The sequence below is a fragment of the Mangrovicella endophytica genome (assembly GCF_002893625.1).
Lineage (GTDB): Bacteria > Pseudomonadota > Alphaproteobacteria > Rhizobiales > Rhizobiaceae > Mangrovicella > Mangrovicella endophytica.
In genome coordinates this window covers 669,782-689,295 of sequence record NZ_PKMZ01000001.1, presented here as the reverse complement: position 1 = coordinate 689,295, position 19,514 = coordinate 669,782, and the positions used below count along the sequence as shown (strand labels likewise).

The 19,514-nt window shown below is 65.9% G+C and carries 18 protein-coding genes; 5 read left to right on the top strand and 13 right to left on the bottom strand.

Annotated elements, in window-relative coordinates; genetic code table 11:
- Positions 1-20: 20 nt before the first annotated feature.
- From C0R46_RS03215 to C0R46_RS03205, 3 genes are read right to left on the bottom strand one after another with little or no spacing between them, the layout of a single operon-like run.
- On the bottom strand, positions 21-1,136 hold the full coding sequence (locus C0R46_RS03215) for an ABC transporter ATP-binding protein (RefSeq protein WP_102958119.1): 1,116 nt from the start codon (positions 1,134-1,136) through the stop codon (positions 21-23).
- Between the two features lie 2 nt (positions 1,137-1,138).
- A complete protein-coding gene (locus C0R46_RS03210) occupies positions 1,139-2,386 on the bottom strand; it encodes an enolase C-terminal domain-like protein (RefSeq protein ID WP_245413390.1) in 1,248 nt (415 codons plus the stop codon).
- A 4-nt stretch (positions 2,387-2,390) separates the two neighbouring features.
- Positions 2,391-3,149 (bottom strand): SDR family NAD(P)-dependent oxidoreductase, encoded by a 759-nt coding sequence (locus C0R46_RS03205; RefSeq protein ID WP_102958118.1) that lies wholly within the window; start codon positions 3,147-3,149, stop codon positions 2,391-2,393.
- Between the two features lie 452 nt (positions 3,150-3,601).
- Here C0R46_RS03205 and C0R46_RS03200 point away from each other — a divergent pair, with 452 nt between their 5' ends.
- Positions 3,602-5,017 carry a chloride channel protein gene (locus tag C0R46_RS03200; protein WP_102958117.1) on the top strand — a complete coding sequence of 472 codons (1,416 nt, stop codon included), beginning with the start codon at positions 3,602-3,604 and terminating at the stop codon, positions 5,015-5,017.
- Between the two features lie 53 nt (positions 5,018-5,070).
- On the opposite strand, the gene C0R46_RS03195 is transcribed toward C0R46_RS03200, so the two are convergent.
- On the bottom strand, positions 5,071-6,753 hold the full coding sequence (locus C0R46_RS03195) for a thiamine pyrophosphate-binding protein (RefSeq protein WP_102958116.1): 1,683 nt from the start codon (positions 6,751-6,753) through the stop codon (positions 5,071-5,073).
- A 225-nt stretch (positions 6,754-6,978) separates the two neighbouring features.
- On the opposite strand from C0R46_RS03195, the gene C0R46_RS03190 reads away from it, so the two are divergent.
- On the top strand, positions 6,979-7,701 hold the full coding sequence (locus tag C0R46_RS03190) for a FadR/GntR family transcriptional regulator (protein WP_102958115.1): 723 nt from the start codon (positions 6,979-6,981) through the stop codon (positions 7,699-7,701).
- Between the two features lie 11 nt (positions 7,702-7,712).
- Here the strand turns inward: C0R46_RS03190 and C0R46_RS03185 are convergent, their stop codons facing one another.
- The 8 genes from C0R46_RS03185 to C0R46_RS03150 all read right to left on the bottom strand — a co-directional run bounded on the left by C0R46_RS03185 (position 7,713) and on the right by C0R46_RS03150 (position 15,909).
- Positions 7,713-8,570 (bottom strand): ABC transporter permease, encoded by an 858-nt coding sequence (locus C0R46_RS03185; protein ID WP_102958114.1) that lies wholly within the window; start codon positions 8,568-8,570, stop codon positions 7,713-7,715.
- Positions 8,571-8,583: 13 nt separating this feature from the next.
- On the bottom strand, positions 8,584-9,528 hold the full coding sequence (locus C0R46_RS03180; protein WP_102958113.1) for an ABC transporter permease: 945 nt from the start codon (positions 9,526-9,528) through the stop codon (positions 8,584-8,586).
- A gap of 85 nt (positions 9,529-9,613) precedes the next feature.
- Positions 9,614-11,215, bottom strand: coding sequence for an ABC transporter substrate-binding protein (locus C0R46_RS03175; RefSeq protein ID WP_102958112.1), 1,602 nt, complete (start codon positions 11,213-11,215; stop codon positions 9,614-9,616).
- A 120-nt stretch (positions 11,216-11,335) separates the two neighbouring features.
- Positions 11,336-11,791 (bottom strand): RidA family protein, encoded by a 456-nt coding sequence (locus C0R46_RS03170; protein ID WP_102958111.1) that lies wholly within the window; start codon positions 11,789-11,791, stop codon positions 11,336-11,338.
- Positions 11,792-11,822: 31 nt separating this feature from the next.
- Positions 11,823-12,761, bottom strand: a complete 939-nt coding sequence (locus tag C0R46_RS03165) for an NAD-dependent epimerase/dehydratase family protein (RefSeq protein WP_157944534.1) — start codon at positions 12,759-12,761, stop codon at positions 11,823-11,825.
- Positions 12,742-13,752, bottom strand: a complete 1,011-nt coding sequence (locus C0R46_RS03160; RefSeq protein WP_102958109.1) for an ABC transporter ATP-binding protein — start codon at positions 13,750-13,752, stop codon at positions 12,742-12,744. Before C0R46_RS03160 ends, C0R46_RS03165 begins: the two co-directional genes overlap by 20 nt.
- Entirely contained in the window at positions 13,749-14,789 is a 1,041-nt protein-coding gene (locus C0R46_RS03155; protein WP_102958108.1) for an ABC transporter ATP-binding protein, read from the bottom strand. The genes C0R46_RS03160 and C0R46_RS03155 overlap by 4 nt, the downstream gene beginning before the upstream one ends.
- Positions 14,779-15,909, bottom strand: coding sequence for a mandelate racemase/muconate lactonizing enzyme family protein (locus C0R46_RS03150; RefSeq protein WP_102958107.1), 1,131 nt, complete (start codon positions 15,907-15,909; stop codon positions 14,779-14,781). The genes C0R46_RS03155 and C0R46_RS03150 overlap by 11 nt, the downstream gene beginning before the upstream one ends.
- Positions 15,910-16,083: 174 nt before the next feature.
- On the opposite strand from C0R46_RS03150, the gene C0R46_RS03145 reads away from it, so the two are divergent.
- Together C0R46_RS03145 and C0R46_RS03140 are read left to right on the top strand one after the other, a co-directional pair.
- Complete coding sequence (locus tag C0R46_RS03145; protein ID WP_102958106.1) at positions 16,084-16,959, top strand: alpha/beta hydrolase; 876 nt, start codon at positions 16,084-16,086, stop codon at positions 16,957-16,959.
- The gene (locus tag C0R46_RS03140) at positions 16,956-17,600 is read left to right on the top strand and encodes a cupin domain-containing protein (protein ID WP_102958105.1); all 645 of its coding nucleotides are present in this window, start codon (positions 16,956-16,958) and stop codon (positions 17,598-17,600) included. Before C0R46_RS03145 ends, C0R46_RS03140 begins: the two co-directional genes overlap by 4 nt.
- Before the next feature lie 146 nt (positions 17,601-17,746).
- Here the strand turns inward: C0R46_RS03140 and C0R46_RS03135 are convergent, their stop codons facing one another.
- Positions 17,747-18,286 (bottom strand): GNAT family N-acetyltransferase, encoded by a 540-nt coding sequence (locus C0R46_RS03135; RefSeq protein ID WP_102958104.1) that lies wholly within the window; start codon positions 18,284-18,286, stop codon positions 17,747-17,749.
- Positions 18,287-18,638: 352 nt separating this feature from the next.
- Here C0R46_RS03135 and catB point away from each other — a divergent pair, with 352 nt between their 5' ends.
- The gene (gene catB, locus C0R46_RS03130) at positions 18,639-19,277 is read left to right on the top strand and encodes a type B chloramphenicol O-acetyltransferase (protein ID WP_102958103.1); all 639 of its coding nucleotides are present in this window, start codon (positions 18,639-18,641) and stop codon (positions 19,275-19,277) included.
- Positions 19,278-19,514 lie beyond the last annotated feature (237 nt).

Sequence of the window (19,514 nt, the reverse complement as noted above, 5' to 3'; positions counted from 1 at the left end):
TGTGTCGTTGCCCTGCTTTGTCAGCGAGCCGCGGAGCCGAGCCGTAAGCTCTGGCCGGTCGCGGCATCGAAGAGGTGAAGCCTCTCGGTGTCGAGCATCAGCGGCAGGCGCTCGTCCGTGACGACGGGGCGCGGCTGTGCCATCCTGGCGATGGCCTCCTGATCGCCGAGGCGCACCATCACAAGGCTTTCACCGCCCAACATCTCCGAAAGCACGACGCTGCCTTCCAGCTCGAGAGGTCGGCGCGGCGGCATGCCGTGACCCACCGGCACGAGGTCGTCAGGACGCAGCCCGGCGGTGATCCGCCTGCCCGGCTCGAGCGGCACGAAGCGGCCCTCGGCGAGCGGCGCCGAGAACGCCGCGGTGCGCATGCGCAAGCCGCCGGTCGCGTCCCGCTCGATCTCGCCGGGAAAGAAATTCATGGCGGGAGCGCCGATGAAGCCTGCAACGAACTGGTCGGCGGGATTGTCGTAGAGCTCCGTCGGCGAGCCGACCTGGGCGATATGCCCGTCCTTCATCACGACGATGCGGTCGGCCAGGGTCATCGCCTCGACCTGGTCGTGGGTCACGTAGATCGTGGTGACGTTGAGGGCCTTCTGCAGGCGCTTGATCTCGATGCGCATCTGGTTGCGCAGCTTGGCGTCGAGATTGGACAGCGGCTCGTCGAAGAGGAAGACCCTGGGCTCGCGCACGATGGCGCGCCCCATGGCGACGCGCTGGCGCTGGCCACCGGAGAGCTGGGACGGGCGCCGATCGAGGTAAGGCCCGAGTTCCAGCACCTCGACCGCCCTGGCGACGCGACTTTCGATCTCCGCCTTCGGCAAGCCGGCCAGCTTCAAGCCAAACGACATGTTCTGGCGGACCGTCATATGCGGATAGAGCGCATAGGTCTGGAAGACCATCGCGACGCCGCGCTCGCGCGACGGCTCGTCATTGACGACGCGCCCGTCGATCAGGAGCTCGCCATGCGAAATCGTCTCCAGTCCGGCGATCATGCGCAGCGTTGTCGACTTGCCGCAGCCCGACGGACCGACGAAGACGACGAATTCGCGATCGGCGATCTCGAGGTCGATGCCGCGCACCGCTGGATGGCGGCCATAGAGCTTGACGAGATCCCGAAGTGCCACCGTCGCCATGGTCAGCGCCTGCTGCCGACATGGGCGGTCTTCAGCGCCGGATCGGCATAGTGCATCTCGGGAATGGTGGAGAACCAGCCCGGGCGACCCGGATCGCGGTCATAGGCATAGCCGCCGACCGCCTTGTAGAGCTCTGCATACTCGGCCAGCTTGGCACGGTCGACCTCCACCCCGAGGCCTGGACCCTTCGGCAGGTCGATCATGCCGTCGCGATAGGCCATCTTGCCGCCAACGATGATGTCGTCGGTCAGGTGATGGTAATGGGCATCCGCGGCGGAGCCGAGATTGGGCAGAGCGGCACCAAGATGCAGCATCGAGGCCAGCTGGATGCCGAGCTCGCCCGACGAGTGGACGGAGGCGCCATACTGAAACGTCTCCAGCACCGTCCCGGCCTTATGCGCCTGGCGCAGGCCGCCCCAGAAAGTCGTGTCGAGCAGCACGACGTCGACCAGATCGTGGCGGATGGATTGCGCCAGCTGCTCGAAATTGACCACAACGGTGTTGGTCGCGGTGGGGATGCGCACGAACTGGCGCACCCGCCGCATGCCCTCCAGACCCCAGGTCGGATCCTCGAAATACTCGTTCTTTAGACCCTCGATCGCGTGGCCGACGCGGATCGCCTGCTCGACGCTCCACGCCCCATTCGGGTCGAGGCGCAGCAGGTCGTCGGGAAAGGCCTGCGCCAGCGCCCGCATGACTTCCACGTCGTGATCGGGGGCGAAATGCCCTCCTTTCAGCTTGTGCGTGGTGAAGCCGTAGCGCCGCTTGAGGTCCTGCGCATGGGCGACGATCTCGTCCGGCGCGGTCTCGCCTCCGGCCCCCGTGGCCTCGTCGCCGTAGCGGTAAAAGATGTAGGCGGCGAAGGGAATGCGCTCGCGAACGGCGCCGCCGAGGAGGTCGCAGGCGCGCACGCCCAGCCGCTTGCCGGCGAGATCCATGCAGGCCATCTCGATGGCCGCATGGAGCTGCGTGCGGTTGTTGTAGAGGCTGGCGGTCGGATTCATGATCTTCCAGCGCAGCTGCTCAAGCTGCAGAGGATCATGACCCTTGAGGTAAGGCAGCAGCGACCGCACGGCGTTTTCGGCGGATTCGCCGCCACCGCCGAGCTCGCCCCAGCCGGAGCGGCCCTCATCGTCGACGATCTCGACGATGGTCCGCACGAAGCGGCCCCAATGCGCACCCATGGAGTGCCTGAGCGGTGCCTCCAGCGGCACCGTTACGGTCGTTGCGCGAATGTCGGCGATGGTCAAACGCTTACTCCTTCTTGGGTGAGCCGCCGAGGCGCGCCATCATGCCGCCGTCGACCTTCACCACCTCGCCGGTGACGAAGGACGCTGCAGGCGAAAGCAGGAAGGCGACGACTTCCGCGACCTCAGCCGCCTGCGCGGGACGCCCCAACGGATGCATCGCATCGATCGCGCCCCAGACGGCGGCGGGCTCGTCGGCGAGCGCCACGGCATTGCGCAGCATCGGCGTGTCGACCGAGCCAGGCGCAACGCCGTTGACGCGCACGGCATAGGGGGCGGCATCGACGGCCATCGCGCGCACTAGACCGACCATACCGTGCTTTGCGGATGCATAGGCGACGACGCCCGCCTGAGCCGCGAAGCCCTGTACCGACGCCATGTGCACGATGGCGCCCCTGGTTTGGCGCAGCAGCGGCATGGCCGCCTGCGAGATCAGGAAGGCACCCTTCAGATTGACCGCGAACACCTCGTCCCACAGCGTCTCCGGCGTGGTCTCGACGGTGCCATAGCGCTGGATCCCGGCGTTATGCGACAGGGCGTCGAGGCCGCCGAGCGTCTGTGCCGCCGCGACCGCTCGGGCACAGTCGGAAGCGCTTGCGACTGAGCCGGCGACGACCTCGACGCGGCCCTGCAGCGTCGCGGCATGATCACGCAGGGCAGCTCCGTCGATGTCCATCAGCACCAGCGCGTCGAAGTCGCCGGCGAGGCGTGTGGCGACGGCTGCGCCAATGCCCTTGGCGGCGCCAGTAACAAGTGCAACCCGCATCAGATCCTCCCTGCGCCACTGCTATACCGTGCTACCATGGTAGTCAACGTGATGGACGCACACAGTCACCAGGCCGGGCTTACCCTTGCCTTCTTGTCGGCGGATCATTGGAGCAATTGTCGGGCCGCTTCGGGCCGGACCGGGAGGGTCAGCTTGAGGGCGTCAGCGGCGCAAGGCACCGTCCTGCGTTTGGCCCAGTCCGGACGTTGAGGATCAATGCGCTCGATAGCGGATCATGGGCGCTAGCAGACCGTCTGGGTGGCACGGCGGCTCGACGGCATCGTCGTCCCTCCTCCCTGGGCGCCCGACCTCAACATCGACCAGGTGCCTCCAGCGCCCATCTGCTCGAAAGCGCGACCATGCAGATAACATGCAGATCGCCTGTCAAATCCGTCGACACGGCGGCCTGCCTTCTCCAAGGTCGCCCGCGCCGATAGTATGCGAGCCGACACATGCCCCAGCCCAACCGATCCGCAACACGCGTCCGGATCCGCAATGCGCCCATGTTGCGGCGATCACGACGGGTTTGGGTCTCCCGCAAGGTCTGGCGGCCGCGCCTGGTGCTGTGGGCAGGAGCGCTCGCCATCGGCCTCGTCAGCGTGGCCTTCGCATCCCTCGCCGACGCTGCGCAGAACGCCTTCGCCACGCTGCGGTCTCCGGAACACATGGGTCTGGCGGCTATGCTTCTCCTGCCGCCCGCCGGGTTTGCTCTTTCGGCTTGGCTCGCCCTCACCTACTTCCCCAATTCCCAAGGCAGCGGCATCCCGCAGGCGATCGCCGCGCGGCATCTCGATGACGATGCCGATCGCAGCATCCTCCTGTCGCTCCGGATCGCGGCCGGCAAGATCGTCCTGACACTCCTAGGCCTGCTGTCCGGCGCCTCCATCGGCCGCGAAGGTCCGACGGTGCAGGTGGGGGCTTCCATCATGCTGGCAGCCGGGCGCTTCGGCGGCATGGCCCAGGCACGCGGACTGATCTTGGCCGGATCGGCAGCCGGCATTGCGGCGGCCTTCAACACGCCGCTCGCGGGCATCGTCTTTGCCATCGAGGAGATGGGACGTGCCTACGAGGCACGCACCAACGGCCTCGTCCTCTCGGCCGTGGTGCTGGCGGGCCTTGCCTCGCTCGGCCTCACCGGGAACTACACTTATTTCGGCGAGAGCGATGCCGTCGTTTCATCCGCGAGGGACTGGGTTCTCGTCATCGCCTGCGGGATCGTGGGCGGCACGCTCGGCGCCGTCTTCAGCGCCGCCGCACTTCGATCAATGCGACGGATCAAGCGATGGGCGGCGAGCGCGCCTCGTCGTCGGGCGGTGGGCGCGGCGGCGGCCTGCGGCCTGATCGTCGCGCTGATCGGGCTCCTCTCCGGGGGCGCCACATATGGCACCGGCTATGAGCAGGCCCGGAGTGCCATCGAGGGAACGCCGCTGCCGCCGCTGTTCTTTGCCGAGAAGTTCGCCGCCAGCCTCGTCTCGATGGTTTCGGGGATCCCCGGGGGCATCTTCGCGCCGTCCCTCGCCGTCGGGGCCGGCCTCGGCTCAACGATCGGGCTCCTTCTCGGCACCGGCTCGGGCCTCGCGGCCATGCTCGGCATGGCCGGCTACTTCGCTGGCGTTGTCCAAGCGCCGATGACAGCGTTCGTCATCATCCTCGAGATGACCGGAGATCACCGCAACGTCATCCCGCTGATGCTGGCCGCGGTGCTGGGCTTTGGCACCGCGCGCCTCGTCTCAAGCCAGGCCCTCTACCACAGCCTATCGCGCAACTTCGTCGCCGATGTGCTGCGCATACGAAGGGCACAGGCGCGGGTGGATGACGGTGCAGGAGCCGTACAACATCGCCAACGGCGCGCGGCTCCCGACCTTTGAGGAGGTCCGCCTCGTCGAGCCGCCTGACCCCCGTACGGCGCTGAGCGATCTCGTTACGCCAGGGCCCGTTGGCGAAGCGCAGCGATCGTGGTGCGTACGGAGATCACGTCGGGATCGGTGACGAGCTCGAGGAGCGCAGCGCCCGGAGCAGCAAGCGACCGTTCGAGGGCCGCGTCGAATTCGGCGATGTCCTCGACCCGTTCGCCGTGCAGTCCGTAAGCCCTGGCCAACGCTGCGAAGTCGGGATTCTTCAGGTCCGTACCGTAGACCCGGCGGGGAAACTCGCGCTCCTGGTGCATGCGAATTGTGCCGTACATGCCGTTGTTGGCGACGACGAACAGGATCTTCGCATCGTACTGAGCGGCGGTGGCGAGCTCCTGCCCATTCATCAGGAAGCAGCCGTCGCCCGCGAACGCGACGACTTCGCGGTTCGGGAAGGTCAACTTGGCGGCGACCGCCGCTGGTACGCCGTAGCCCATTGCCCCCGACGTCGGGGCGAGCTGCGAGCGGTAGGTCTCGAACGGCCAGTAGCGGTGCACCCAGCCGGCGTAGTTGCCGGCGCCATTGGTGACGATCGTGTCGGCCGGCAGGCGGGCTTTCAGGCGCGATACGGCGTCCGCGAGGTCGAGCTTGGCGCTGCTCTTCGGTCGCTCCAGTGTTCGCTTGTAGTCGGCATGACAGGCAGCGACCCAAGAGGCGCGGGCATCCGCGCCCTCTCCGGGAAGCGCCGCGAGCGCCGCGGCCGCCGCTCCCGCGGTTGCCGCCATGGGCAGGTCTGCCTGATAGACGCGCCCGAGCTCTTCAGGATCCGCGTGGATGTGGACCAGCGTCTGCGTCAGCCGCGGCGGGCGCAGCATCTCGTAGCCTGCCGTGGTCATCTCGCCGAGCCGGGCGCCGAGGACGATCAGGAGATCGGCTTCCTTGACGCGGGCGACCAGCGCGGGATCGGCGCCGATACCGAGATGGCCGCAATGGTTCGGATGCGTGTTCGGCACGTAGTCCTGGCAGCGCAGCGACGTCGCGACCGGGATGCCATGCCGCTCGGCGAAAGCGACAACGTGGCGGCCGGCCTCAGCGCTCCAGCCGCCCCCGCCGACGATCATCAGCGGCTTCTGGGACGCTTCGAGAAGCTGCGACAGACGCTCGGTCTGTGCGGGCGTGGGGGCCGATTCAAGGCGTGCAGCCGGGACGCCCAACTCGATCTCGGGTCCGACGATCTCGGACAGGATATCCTCCGGCAGTGACAGGACGACGGGACCCGGCCGGCCGGCGAGCGCGGTCTGGAACGCACGGTGGATGTATTCCGGTAGACGGTTGGGGTCGTTGACCTCCGCGGCCCACTTTGCAAGCGGCGCGAACATCGCTGCAAAGTCGACCTCCTGAAAGCCCTCGCGATCCTTCATGCCGCGCCCCACCTGCCCCACGAACATCACCAGCGGCGTCGAATCCTGGAACGCCGTGTGGATGCCGATCGACGCGTTGGTGGCGCCCGGTCCGCGGGTGACGAAGCAGATGCCAGGCCTGCCTGTGAGCTTGCCATAGGCGTCCGCCATGTTCGCAGCCCCACCCTCCTGGCGGCAGACAACAAGATCGATCTCGTCGCGCACGTCGTGCAGAGCATCGAGAACAGGCAGGTAGCTTTCACCCGGCACACAGAAGATGCGGTCGACACCCTGCTTGAGAAGGCAGGAAACCAGAATGTCGGCGCCGCGGCGGCTGGTGTTCGCACTGTCCATCGATCTCTCCTCGTCGGGACGGCCCGCTTACCCGAGCTGACGCCGATCCGTCCTGTTCGGCCCCTAGGCCAATTCCAAATCAATTGCGTCCAATCGTCTGCAAGCGGGTGCAGACACGAAGGGAAACGGCCCATTCGGGTTTGTGGCGGCGGGAAATGCCGTGTATTGATCAAGACATACCGTCTCGCCCAAAAACGTTTCACTTCCAGCCAAAGAGCCACGATCATGCTCGACGAACATAGTCAGGTCGATGCATTCCCTTCGGGCGTCCGCGCCAACTCGGAACGAAACGCACAGAGAATCTACGGCGACCTGAAGTCTGCGATCCTGGCCGGGAGCTTTCAGGCCGGAAGCCGCCTCCCCACCGAGCGCACGCTGTCCAGCCAGTTCAACGCAGCGCGCAACACGGTGCGCAAGACCATGAACCAGCTCGTCGACGAAGGACTGATCGTGCGCCATGTCGGCCGCGGCACCTTCGTGTCCGAGACGCTTCCGGCCGCTGCCGCACCAGTCGCTCCCAGCGAGGAGTTCAGTCTCACGGAACTCCTCGAGGCCCGGCTTCTTTTCGAGCCGAGCCTCCCCGACCTCGTGATCGAGCGGGCGCTGCCCGAGCACATCGCCGACATGGAGGCTGCGCTCGAGGCCATGCGGAACGCGGCGACCTGGAACGCCTTCAAGGAGGCGAAGTACGGCCTTCACCTCGCCATCGCCCGCGGGTCGCGAAACCGCTTCATCATCTCGATCTTCGAGCAGATCCTCCAGTCGCGGCGCCGCGCCAACTGGGGCCGGCCGGGCGGCCATCCGTCGCCCGTCTCGGCGGTGCGGGAAACGGCCTATCGCGACAACCTCGGCATCGTACTGGCCTTGAAGGCGAAGGATGCTCCGGCCGCTCGTGCGGCGATCCGCGATTACCTGCTGCGAACGCTGTCGAACGCCAGCAGCGGCTGAGCGCGCCGCTCTCATCGCTGGTCGATCCGGCGTTGAAGTCCACGTCCTACGAGGATGAGCGCAAGCGAGGTCAGGAGGACTGCGAGCCCCGGGAAAACAGACATCCACGGGGCGAAGAGGATGTAGTCCTTGCCCTGCTCGAGAATCGAGCCCCAGTCCGGCGTCGGCGGCTGAACGCCCAGACCGAGGAAACCGAGGCCTGCCTGGATCTGCAGGATCAGCGGAAATAGGATCATGTACTGCGTCAGAATCAGCGGCATGACGTTGCGCGTGACATGCCGCGACAGAACCGCCCATTCGGTCAGGCCGGTTGAGCGCGCCGCCTCGACATAGGTCTTCTCCTTCTCGCCGAGCGCCCCCGCCCGCGCAATGCGGAAGAATACCGGAATATAGACCACCGACAGCGCCAGGATGAGATTGCCTGTCGCCGGCCCGAGAACTCCCGTGATGATGACGCCGAGAATGATCGGGGGAAACGACAGGAGGACGTCGATCAGCCGGCCGAGCGCCTGATCGCCCCAACCCCCGAAGAAGCCGGAGAGAAGTCCGAGCGCGCCACCGACGAAGGCAGAGATCAGCAACGAGCCGGCGCAGATCGAGAGCGTGATGCGTGTACCATGAACGACGCGGGCAAAGAGATCGCGCCCCACGTCATCGGTGCCGAACCAGTGCGCCGCCGAGGGCCCTTGAGTCGACGCCGCTGTGTCGACCGTGAACGGCGAAGCGCTGGAGAATACGCTTGGGAACAGGGCAACGAGGACGATCGCGCCCAGGAGCAGCGAGCCGATGAAAAGCCCCGGCTCCCTGCGCAACATGCGACCGACAGCGGCGGTACGTTTCGGCTGGGCGGGGTGGGACACTGCGCTCATCGCGACATCCTTCTCACGAAACGCGCACGCGCGGATCGATCAGCCGGTAGGCCAGGTCGACGACGAGGTTGACCACCATCGCCGCCGCAACGACGACGAGGAGCGCGCCTTGCACCACCGGATAGTCGCGGGTCTCGATCGCGGTGAGTAAAAGCCGCCCCAATCCGGGCAGAGCAAACAGCGACTCGATGATCACCACGCCGCCGAGAATCTGGATGAGGATCAGCCCCATGAAGGTGATGATGGGGATGAGGACGTTGCGCAGGATGTGCTTGAAGAAAATGGTGCGCACCGGGACGCCCTTGGCGACCGCGGTGCGCACGTATTCCTGATGCAGCGCCGAGACGACGTTCTGGCGGACGAACTGCGAGTAGGCGGCGACCTGGAGAAGCGCCAGGCTGGCAACCGGGAGCGCCAGGATCGAGAGATTGTCGGCGAGCGAGCGCGACGGGGCGACGTAGCGCAGCGGCGGCGACCAAGCAAATAGCGAGGAGATGCCGACGAGAAGCATCAGCCCGACCCAGAACACCGGTGCCGAAAGGCCGAGCACGTTGAAGCCCTGCACGACATTGTCGATCCAGCGGTTCTCGAAGATGCCTGCGAGGATGCCGAGCGGCACGCCGATGACGGTTGCGACGAACAGCGTCAGCAGCGCGACCTCGAGCGTGACCAGAAACGCCTGCCAGATCAGCATGGTCACCGGCAGTCCGCGTGTCCAACTGTTGCCGAGGTCCCCCTGCACCACGCGGCCGAGCCAGGACGCGTATTGCAGGTAGGCCGGCTGATCGAGCCCGAAGAACTGCCGCATCGTGCCCGCGGCCTGCTCGCCGCCTGCCTGTCCCATCATCTGCGCCACGACGTCGCCGGGCACGAGGCGCATGAGCATGAACACGAGCATGGAGGCGACGAGAGCCGTCAGCAACGAGACGCCCAGTCTCTTGATCAGATATGCGCCCATAAGCGGCTTCCTCGGAGGATCGGAAGCGTCGGGACGGCCGGCCACCGGCCGCCCGACGCGTTATGCGCTCGGAGAGCTTAGGCGGTCACTCGCTCAGATACGTGCGGGCGAGTCCGTAGTACCAGCCGGTCGGATGCTGGACGTAGTTCTGCACCTTCTCGCCCCGAACCGTGATGTGGTCGGGCGAGAACAGCATGATCGTCGGCGCCGTATCGGCGAGGATCGTCTGGAACTTGTCGTAGATTTCACGCCGCTTGGCCGGATCCGCCTCCGCACGCCCTGAGTCCAGCAACGCGCTCGCCTCGTCGTTCGCCCAGTTCCGGAAGTCAGCGCCGTCGGGCTTCCTGTGGAAGTGGCGATAAAAGAGAAGGTTGGGATCGGGCTGGGTTGCCCAGTCGTTGAAGGTGAAGCCCATCTGGCTTGACCTGAAACTGTTGATCCAGACCCCGAGATCGACCTTCTGGATGTCGAGTGTGATGCCGATCGCGCCGAGCTGCTGGCGCAGCGTCACCGCCGCCGGATCCATCCAGTCGTAGCCGTTGATGGTGGTCAGCTTCAGCGTGAAGCCGTCGGGATGGCCGGCCTCCGCGAGCAGCGCCTTGGCCTTTTCGATATTCGGACCCTGCATCGGCACCTTGTCGAGCGCCAGGCCCCAATGCTCCTGCAAGCCGGCGGGAACCGTGCCGAGCACGGTGCCGTAGTCGCCGACCGAGGCCTGCATGATCTGCTTCTTATCGACAGCCAGCGAGATCGCCTGACGAACTCTGACGTCATCCAGCGGCTTGGTCTCTGCCCCGAGATCGATCGATGCCTGTCCGAGCGAAGGCCAGCGCTCGATCGAGAGCCCTGCGACGCCCTCGACCTGCTTGACGTCCTGCGGCCGCGCGAGCGCGACGAGATCGATCCGCTGGTTCTGCAATGCGACCAGCATCGACGCGCTGTTGGGCAAAATCGCGAAGTCGATGCCGTCGAGATACGGCATGCCCTTGTCCCAATAGTCCTCGTTCTTGTCGAGGACGATGTGAGAGTTCGGCGTGAACTCCACGAGCTTGAACGGGCCGGTGCCGAAGCTCTGCACGTTCATCAGATTGCGGGCGTTCTCGTCGTCGAACGTACCAGCTGGCACGACCGCGCCGTACTTGTTGCCGAGGGCCATCGGCAGCGCCGCATTCGGCACGCTGAGCGAGAAGCGCACCGTCGAGGGGTCGACGACTTCGACGCTCTTGACGGTGGCGAAATCGCCGGCGCCAGGCGAGCCGTTCTTAGGGTCGCGGATGTAGTTGTAGCTGTAGGCGACGTCCTCGGCCGTCATCTCCTTGCCGGTGTGGAAGACGACGCCCTGACGCAGCTTGATCGTGTATGTCAGCCCGTCGTCGGAGACCTCGTAGCTCTCGGCGAGCAAGGGTTCAGCCCGGCCCTCCGGCGATTCGTAGAAGAGGCCCTGATACATGAGGACGGTGACACGGATGCGGGCGTCCGCGGCCTGATGGAATGGGTCGAGGCCGGGCGGCTCGACGAGAAGACCCATGTTGAGACGCCCGCCCATGACCGGGTTTTCGGCAACGGGGCCGTAGAGGCCGACATCCTTGCCGAATGCCGGTGCGGCGTAGACGAAGGCGAGCGCGCTCGCTGCGGCAAGAGTGGCCCGCATGGCTTTGCCGCGGTGGAGCATAGGTCTGTAGAACATCGACTGAACCCCTTTCTTCCCACCTGTCATTCACGCGTGCTGTCGCACATGCGTTCCGGAACAGGCCTCCGGATCGTCCATGGAAGGATGCGCCCGCGAGCGCCCCTCATTCGGCCCGCGTCAGGCGAACGCGACCGTCATCTCGATCTCGACCGCGGCGTTGCGCGGCAGCTCGGCAACGCCGACCGCAGCCCTCGCATGCCGACCTTTCTCGCCGAAAATCTCCCCCAGGAGATCGGACGCCGCATCGAGCACCTTGGGCTGGCCGTTGAAGCCGGGAGCCGAGGCGACGTAGCCGTTGATCTTGAGAATGCGCGTGACGCGATCGAGATCGCCGAGTTCGGCCTTCAGGCAGGCGAGGCCTTGCAGAATGCAGATCCGGGCTTCTCCGCGGGCGGTCTCGAGATCAACTTCGGCACCGACCTTGCCGAAGATGCGGACCTCGCCGTCGACCTTGGGCATCTGCCCGCTGACATAGGCGACGCCGTTGTGAAGGCTGACCGGGACATAGTTGAAGGACGGGTCGGCGGCCTGCGGCAGCACGATGCCGAGCTTTGTGAGGCGTTGCTCGATCATGGCCGGTCTCCCGTTCCGGAAAGCTCCGCGATCACCGCGTCGAGGCCGAATGACGGCGCAAAGCCGGTCTCGGCCGAAACCTGGCATCGCTGATCAGCGGAAAGGTGAGCTCCGAAGCGATATGTTCGCGTTCCACGACATAGCCGGGAACGGCGGCTGTCACGCGCTCGATGATATCGTCCATGGACGCGGTAAACCCGTTGATGTTGTAGGTCGCATCGAGCCGTCGGGGGTGCTGCAGGGCGAGAAGAGTCGCGCGTGCAACGTCAGCGACATGCATCAGGTCGATCCGCTGGTTGCCGAAAGCCACCTTGTGGGTGCGGCCGGCGGCGGCGTTGCGGATCACGCCGGCGATCGCGCTTGCGGCGCCCTGGTACCAGAGGCCGGGGCCGAGCAGCAGCGACATCCGCAGGCCGACGACGTCCATGCCGTAGCGGTCGCGGTAGTATTGCGCGATGTCCTCACCGAGCACCTTCGTCAGACCGTAGAAGGTCGTCGGACGGCGCTGGTCGGTCTCGCTCACCGGCTTGCTGCCGTAGAGATCGGCGCTGCCGTAGACGACGGTCGAGCCTGCCCAGACGACGCGCGCGATACCGTGGCGACGCGCCGCCTCGAACGTCAACCGCATGCCTTCGACATTGATCGCCATCGCCCGGCCGGCATCTGCGTCGCCACCGCGCATCAACCCCGTGTTGCCCGCAGAGAAGGCCGCAGTGGTCACAACGGCGCCTGCACCCGATGCCTCGAGTGCGGCCTCGATCGCGGCGAGGTCCTCAACCGAACCGATCGTCTCTGTGAAGCGGCCCTCAAGACCTGCGAGACGATCGCCCTCCATCGGCGGACCGAAGAGGTGGACGGAGAGGCCGGCGTCGAGGAGGACGCGTGCGATCTCAGCGCCGACGAAGCCGCGCCCGCCAATGACGAGAACCGGGCGTGCCGGATCGAAGAACTCAGAGCGCGAGGTCGTCACGGATACAAGCTTTCGAATGGCCGGCGCCGACGACGCGCAGTTCGGGGACAATTCTTGCGCAATCGTCGATCGCGAAGGGGCAACGGGTGCGGAAGACGCAGCCGGAGGGCGGGTTGGCCGGACTTGGAATTTCACCCTTGAGGATGTGGCGCCGGTTAGACCCCATGCCGGGCGCCGCGTTGAGCAACGCCGCCGTGTACGGGTGGGCCGGCGCGGCGTAGAGCGCCTCAGTCGGAGCAACCTCCATGACGCGGCCGAGATAGAGCACCATCACCCGGTCGGAGATCACCTCGACCACCGAGAGGTCGTGGCTGATGAACATCAGGGTCAGCCCGAGCCGAGCTTGAAGATCCTGAAGGAGATTGATGATCTCGGTCTGGATCGACACGTCGAGTGCGGACACCGGCTCGTCGGCAACGATGAAGTCAGGGCCGGCCGCAAGAGCGCGTGCGATTGCGATCCGCTGGCGCTGCCCGCCCGAGAACATGCGGGGATACCGAGCCATGTGATCGCCCGAGAGCCCGACCTGCTCCAGGAGGTCGACGGCCGCTTCCCGCGCCTTGCCGCCCTTCAGACCGCGATGGAGAGCGAGCGGCTCAAGAAGAGCGGCGCCGACGGTCATCCGCGAATTGAGGCTCGCGAACGGGTCCTGGAAGATCATCTGCATGTGCCGGCGAAAGCGGCGCAGTTCGGCCGCACCCAACTCACCGAGTTCGCGTCCGCGAAAGTCGACACGTCCCGCCGTCGGCTCGATGAGGCGCAGCACGAGGCGCCCGAGCGTCGATTTGCCGGAACCGGATTCGCCGACGAGGCCGAGTACCTCTCCCGGCGCAAGCTCCAGATCGACCGCCTCGACAGCGCGAATGGGCCGCCGCGCCTTCGAGAAAAGGCTGCCGCCGGTCTCGAAATGCTTCGTCAGTCCGCGCACGACGATCAAGGGGTCGCTCGCCGTTGCAGCGGCCTCGGAGGCGCGCTCGGACACGGCGCTCATGCCGCGATCTCCCGCCACGGCAGGCACCGCGTCTGGCGTTCGTCGCTCACCCGCTCCAGCACGGGCTCGGTCCCGGCGCATCTTGGTTGCGCATGAACACAGCGGGGATGGAAGTGGCAACCCTCAGGCGGCGACAGCGGGTTCGGCAGGACCCCGGGGATCGGACGGAGCTGCCGGCGGTTCCCTGCCGCATCCCGCCTGCTCGGAATGCAGTCGAGAAGCGCACGCGTGTACGGGTGCTTCGGCGATGCCAGGACCTCTGCGACCGGTCCTTCTTCCACGACCTGGCTGGCATACATCACCGCGACCCGGTCCGCGATCTCGCCGACGAGCTTCAGATCATGGGTGACAAAGATCATCGCCATGCGCCGCTCGGTCTGCAGGCGCTTCAGGAGGGTGACGATCTGGGATTGGATGGTGACGTCGAGCGCCGTCGTCGGCTCGTCGGCGATCAAGAGGCGCGGGTCACAGGCGAGTGCGACGGCGATCATCACGCGCTGTCGCATACCGCCCGATAGCTGATGCGGATAGGCATCGATGCGTCCGTCCGGATCAGAGATGCCGACCTGGCGCAGCAGGTCCAATGCGCGTTCCCGCGCCTCTCGCCGGCCGAGACCTTCGTGTATGCGGATCGGTTCGGCGATCTGGTCGCCCACCGTGAAGACCGGATTGAGGCTCGACATCGGATCCTGGAAGATCATCGCGACGTCGCGGCCGCGCACCTTCTGCATCTCCCGCTCGGGGAGCGCGAGAAGGTCGAGCTCCTCGCCGCTCTTGCGCGAGAAGCGGATCGTGCCACCCTCGACCCGGGCGCTGGTGCGGCCGAGAAGACGCATGACGGTGAGCCCCGTCACCGACTTGCCCGAGCCGGACTCGCCGACGACGGCAAGCGTCTCGCCTTCACGGACAGTCAGATCGACGCCGTTGACGGCCCTGATGATCCCGGCTTCCGTGTGGAAGTGCGTTCTCAGATCGCGAACCGCAAGAACAGGCGGCGATCCGTGCGTATGTCCGAGTGCCTGCGTGTCAGATGGCATAGCGTGCCACCGCTTCTTCGTTGATCTCGATACCGAGGCCCGGCCCGTCCGGAACGGTGGCAAAGCCGTCCTTCACTTCGATCGGTGTCTTCAGAAGCTCCGTGCGCAGCGGGTTTGCGCCGAGGTCGTATTCAAGGAGCACCGGCTTTGGGATATTGTCGGCATGCGGCTGGACGCCCAGCGACGCGATGAACTGCAGCCCCGCGGCAAGCCCGACAGCGCCACCCCAGACATGGGGTGAGACGCGCAGATGCGCAGCGTGGGCAAAAGCCGCGATCTTGCGCCCCTGCCAGAATCCGCCGCACAGCGAGAGATCGGGTTGCAGGATGTCGACCCCGCCTGCGTCGACGAGGCGCTTGAAATCGAAGACGGTGTAGAGCGCCTCGCCGGCCGCGATCGGGACAGAGGCCCGCTTCCGTAAGGCGGCGTAGCCTTCTACGTCCTGCGGAGCGAGCGGCTCCTCCAACCAGCCGATGCGGTAAGGCTCCAAGCGCCGCAACGTCTCCAGCGCGAGATCCAGCGTATAGTTGGCGTTGATGTCGACGAGGATTTCGGCGTCCGCCCCGAGCAGCTCCCTCGCCAGCGACACGCGCGCCTCGTCACTCGCAGGGTTCAGGCCGACCTTGATCTTGACCGTGCGATAGCCCGCTTCCGCCATTGCCTCGATCTGCGGACGATAATCCGCCTCAGGCGTCTCGGTCATGTAGCCGCCCGACATGTAGGTCGGAACCTGCGAGGTCCGACGCCCGCCGATCAGGTCGGCGACCGAAACACCCGCGACCTTCCCCATCGCGTCCTTCGCCGCGATGTCGAGACCGCTGATTGCCCACATCAGCCCGCCCTGCAGGCCGAAGTGATAGTGCCGCGCGAGGATGCGCTCGAAGACGTGCTCGACTGCAAAGACGTCCGCTCCGACGAGATAGCCGGACAGGAGCGGTGCGAACGCCTTGTTGACGGCCGGAATGCCCCAGGCCTCGCCGTAGCCGACGACGCCGTTGTCCAGGGTCACGCGCACGAGCGTGGACTGCCGGCCCGTCGAAAGCGACTTCGACATGCCGTAGGCCTTGCCGCTGCCAAGCGGGACGCTGAGCGCCACGAAGTCGACCGCGCTGATCCGCATGGCGACGAGTCCCTTGGAATAGCCCGGGCAGCACCCGAGACGCCCTGATCCAAAACCGGATCAATTATGGACTATATGTGAACCATTTCTTGCGTCCGGAGCAAGAGGCTAGTTTCAATTTGCCAGTCGGCGCGAATATAGTCCCGATTCAGCGGGGATGGCGGAGGCCAGTGCATGATGACGGGACGCGATGCGATATGGACCAATTTGAGCCACGACGAGCACGAGTTTCAGTACAATCCGCAGAAGGCGTTTCCTGACTTCGCGAGTTCGCGTCTCAATCGCGAACCGGTCAACACGCGAGCCCTGGCGGAGCTCGACCGCGTCGCGGACATCGCGTTCGGCGAACATCCGCTGCATCGCCTCGATCTCTACCGCGCCGCGGGCGCTGGCCCGCACCCGGTCCACGCCTTCTTCCACGGCGGATACTGGCGAGCACAGGACAAGGCGAACTTCGCCTGCATCGCACCGATGCTGGTGGAACGCGGCGTGACGGTCGCGATCATGAACTACGAGCTCTGCCCCGGCTCGAGCCTCGACGGTGTTGCGGACTCCGCGCTCGCCGGCGTCGAATGGCTGCACCGGAACGTCGCCGATCATGGCGGCGACCCGATGCGGATCAGCCTATCCGGTCACTCGGCGGGAGCGCATCTGGTCGCCGAAGCTTTGGCGGCCGATTGGCCGGCCATCGGGATCGACCCCGCCTTCATCGTGGGCGCCGTGCCCGTCAGCGGTATCTTCGACCCCGCACCCGCTCGGCTGACCAGCGTTAACGCCGAGTTGCGGCTCGATGACGACCTGATCGCGCGGCGGAACGTCGAGACCCGACCTGTGCACGCCCGCTGTCCCGTGTCGCTCTTCGTCGGCGGGCTGGAGCCGTGGCATTGGATTGACCAGACCTACCGCTATGCGCATCACCTCCACCGCGAGGGGTTGCGGCCAGAGGTGCACGTGCTGCCCGCCTATGGCCATTTCGACATTCTCGACGATTTCCTGCAGCCCGACGCGCCGATCGGCAGGGCGCTTGTTCAGGCGAGCCTCGGCCGATGAACCCTTCTGCGCTCCGCCTCACCGTCTACGACACCAGTGCCGCTCGTTCCGCAGAGTTTCGCGGAGACAATGCCACCTACTTCGTCTACGCGCCGGATGGGCTCGTCGCGATCCGCGATGCCGACGGAGACTCCGCGATCGCGCCGGACGAGGGGCGCTTCGTCAGCGGCCAGTTCGCCGTCACGAGAAGCAAGGCGTGGGTGTTCGAGCTCGCGCCTGTCAATCAGGCTCCGTCCCTCGCCGACGGTACTGACATCGTCCTGTCCCACCCGCTCGACCCGGCCTTCGAAGGCCCCGCCATTCTGCGGGCGGACCGGGTTGCGTCCGATCCCGGGTCTCGAACACCACGTCACGGTCACCGTGGGGCTGGGATCCGACGTCTTCTGCGAGGCGCCATCCGCGCCGCGATCGGCGAGAGAGTCGAGCGGTTCGACGCCGGACGAGCCTGGTTCGAGAGCGGGTCGGAGTGGGTCATCGGCGAGAACATCAGCGGCGGCGAGAACGTCTTCGTGCGCGTCATGCTGCTGCCTGCCGACCTCGCCGGCGGCCTTTCGTCCTTCGTGCCGGCAGCGCCTGAAGAAGCCAAAGCACCAAGGGCCATCAACTACCGTCTCTTCGGCGAAATCACACTCGACCGTTGACCGTCAGGAGGCAACGCCCCGCCTGACGTCCGCCAGGCCACGGGCGACGCGTAGCGTCGGCCATGCGGGTGGCGAGCGTCAAGGAGACGCCGCTTTACCGGTGGCCGTGCGGATCGGCACCGCCTCTCCAGATTTATGGATTTCCTTCATTCCTCGCGACTTATGGGCGGTCCGGGGGTGGGAGATGCAGTCCTGACATAGAGGTGAGAGTCTTCCGCGCCCCCTTGGTTCTTGGCAGAGAGGTGGAAGCCAGTCTGCTTGAGCAGGCCGATCGATGCCACGTTATCAGGATGGACCGTTGCCCGCAGGGGATCGATCCTGCGCGCGGAGGCAAAGCCGATGAGGAGAGCGAGCAGTTCGCGCCCATAGCCCTGACGCCAGTGCTGGCGCGCGAACCCATAGATCAGTTCTTCGCTCCCATCGCCGGGCCGCGCGAAGCCCGCCCATCCGATGAGTCCTCCTCCGTCGCGAAGTTCGACGGCGCCCGTACCATAGCCGAAGCGCGCGAGGTTCTGCCGTGACCGTGAGACCCAGAGCGACGCGTCTTCGGGAGACAAAGGCGTGCCTTCTCCGACGAAGCGATGGACCGCGGGGTCGCCGAGAAGCGCCACGAGAGCGTCGGCGTCATCGCCCTCGAAGGGCCTGACCGCGATGCGCTCGCCTTCCAATCTGCCGCCGAGGATCATTTTTGTTCTCCTGCCTGACGTGCGGAATCCGCTCCGGAGTAAAGCGCGTCAACCTTCGGCGAGCCGACATCCCGGCGCGCCGCCCTCCCGGGACTGCCAACGCGCGTTTGCGCCCCTTCAGCACAGCGCCGCGACGGCTGCAACGAGCCATGCCGGCCTTGGCATCGCGCATGGAATGAGCCATGATCATCCCCGATGAAAGCCTCTCCGAGTACCACCCGCATCGCGCTTCCGCGTTCCTGACGCGAGAAGCTGAAGCAGGCGATCGTCAAGATCGTCGGCTGGCGTTCACCCGCAACAGTTCGGGCGAACCGTCGCCGCATGCGCGGCTTGCAAACCATCGGTACTCATCATGCAAAACGTCTTCGAGAGCCCCTTCAAGGGCATCACGCTCGATCGCCTCGTCACCAACCCCAACATTCGGGTCGGACGCTACAGCTACTATTCCGGCTACTATCACGGCCACGGCTTCGATGACTGCGCTCGCTTTCTCCTGCCGGACGACGGCAGCGACAAGCTCGTCATCGGCTCGTTCTGTTCGATCGACTCCGGCGCGGCCTTCATCATGGCCGGCAACCAGGGACACCGGAGCGACTGGATCAGCACCTTCCCCTTCTACTGGATGTCGGAGGTCGACGCCTTCACGGGCGCGCAGAACGGCTATCTGCCGGCCGGCGACACGGTGATCGGCAACGATGTCTGGATCGGGACGGAGGCCATCGTCATGCCGGGCATCACCATCGGGGATGGAGCGGTGGTCGGCTCCAGAGCTTTGGTGACAAGGGACGTAGAGCCCTATGCCATTGTCGGCGGCAACCCTGCGAAGACCATCCGGAAGCGGTTCAGCGAGGCAGACATTGCGAAGCTCCTCGAACTTCGCTGGTGGGACTGGAGCGATGAGGATCTCAAACATGCCATGCCCACCCTGACGAGCGGCGATATCCCGGCCCTTCACCGTCACTGGCAGAGTGTCAGCAAACCAGGGGCGTAGCCGGAGCCTGCAACCTCAGCTTCTGCCCCTCCCGTTCTGCAACGGGCGGGCAGGCATTCACTCGTTCGATCGACTGGAACGGCCGCGACGTCCTCTCCGAAGCGGCCGTTCCGGACTCAATCCCGGGTGCGCCCGATCTTACACTTGCGCGCGCTCAGCAAGCGTCGGTTCCCTCGATATCGACACCAAGATCTGGACTGAAAATGTCCATTGGTCTTCTCCTGGAGCCGGGACGGC

Excerpts from the sequence above, each read along its gene's own strand:
- C0R46_RS03215 (WP_102958119.1), bottom strand. The coding sequence starts at position 1,136 with ATGGCGACGGTGGCACTTCGGGATCTCGTCAAGCTCTATGGCCGCCAT.
- C0R46_RS03205 (WP_102958118.1), bottom strand. The coding sequence starts at position 3,149 with ATGCGGGTTGCACTTGTTACTGGCGCCGCCAAGGGCATTGGCGCAGCC.
- C0R46_RS03200 (WP_102958117.1), top strand. The coding sequence starts at position 3,602 with ATGCCCCAGCCCAACCGATCCGCAACACGCGTCCGGATCCGCAATGCG.
- C0R46_RS03195 (WP_102958116.1), bottom strand. The coding sequence starts at position 6,753 with ATGGACAGTGCGAACACCAGCCGCCGCGGCGCCGACATTCTGGTTTCC.
- C0R46_RS03190 (WP_102958115.1), top strand. The coding sequence starts at position 6,979 with ATGCTCGACGAACATAGTCAGGTCGATGCATTCCCTTCGGGCGTCCGC.
- C0R46_RS03185 (WP_102958114.1), bottom strand. The coding sequence starts at position 8,570 with ATGAGCGCAGTGTCCCACCCCGCCCAGCCGAAACGTACCGCCGCTGTC.
- C0R46_RS03180 (WP_102958113.1), bottom strand. The coding sequence starts at position 9,528 with ATGGGCGCATATCTGATCAAGAGACTGGGCGTCTCGTTGCTGACGGCT.
- C0R46_RS03175 (WP_102958112.1), bottom strand. The coding sequence starts at position 11,215 with ATGTTCTACAGACCTATGCTCCACCGCGGCAAAGCCATGCGGGCCACT.
- C0R46_RS03170 (WP_102958111.1), bottom strand. The coding sequence starts at position 11,791 with ATGATCGAGCAACGCCTCACAAAGCTCGGCATCGTGCTGCCGCAGGCC.
- C0R46_RS03160 (WP_102958109.1), bottom strand. The coding sequence starts at position 13,752 with ATGAGCGCCGTGTCCGAGCGCGCCTCCGAGGCCGCTGCAACGGCGAGC.
- C0R46_RS03155 (WP_102958108.1), bottom strand. The coding sequence starts at position 14,789 with ATGCCATCTGACACGCAGGCACTCGGACATACGCACGGATCGCCGCCT.
- C0R46_RS03150 (WP_102958107.1), bottom strand. The coding sequence starts at position 15,909 with ATGCGGATCAGCGCGGTCGACTTCGTGGCGCTCAGCGTCCCGCTTGGC.
- C0R46_RS03145 (WP_102958106.1), top strand. The coding sequence starts at position 16,084 with ATGATGACGGGACGCGATGCGATATGGACCAATTTGAGCCACGACGAG.
- C0R46_RS03140 (WP_102958105.1), top strand. The coding sequence starts at position 16,956 with ATGAACCCTTCTGCGCTCCGCCTCACCGTCTACGACACCAGTGCCGCT.
- C0R46_RS03135 (WP_102958104.1), bottom strand. The coding sequence starts at position 18,286 with ATGATCCTCGGCGGCAGATTGGAAGGCGAGCGCATCGCGGTCAGGCCC.
- catB (WP_102958103.1), top strand. The coding sequence starts at position 18,639 with ATGCAAAACGTCTTCGAGAGCCCCTTCAAGGGCATCACGCTCGATCGC.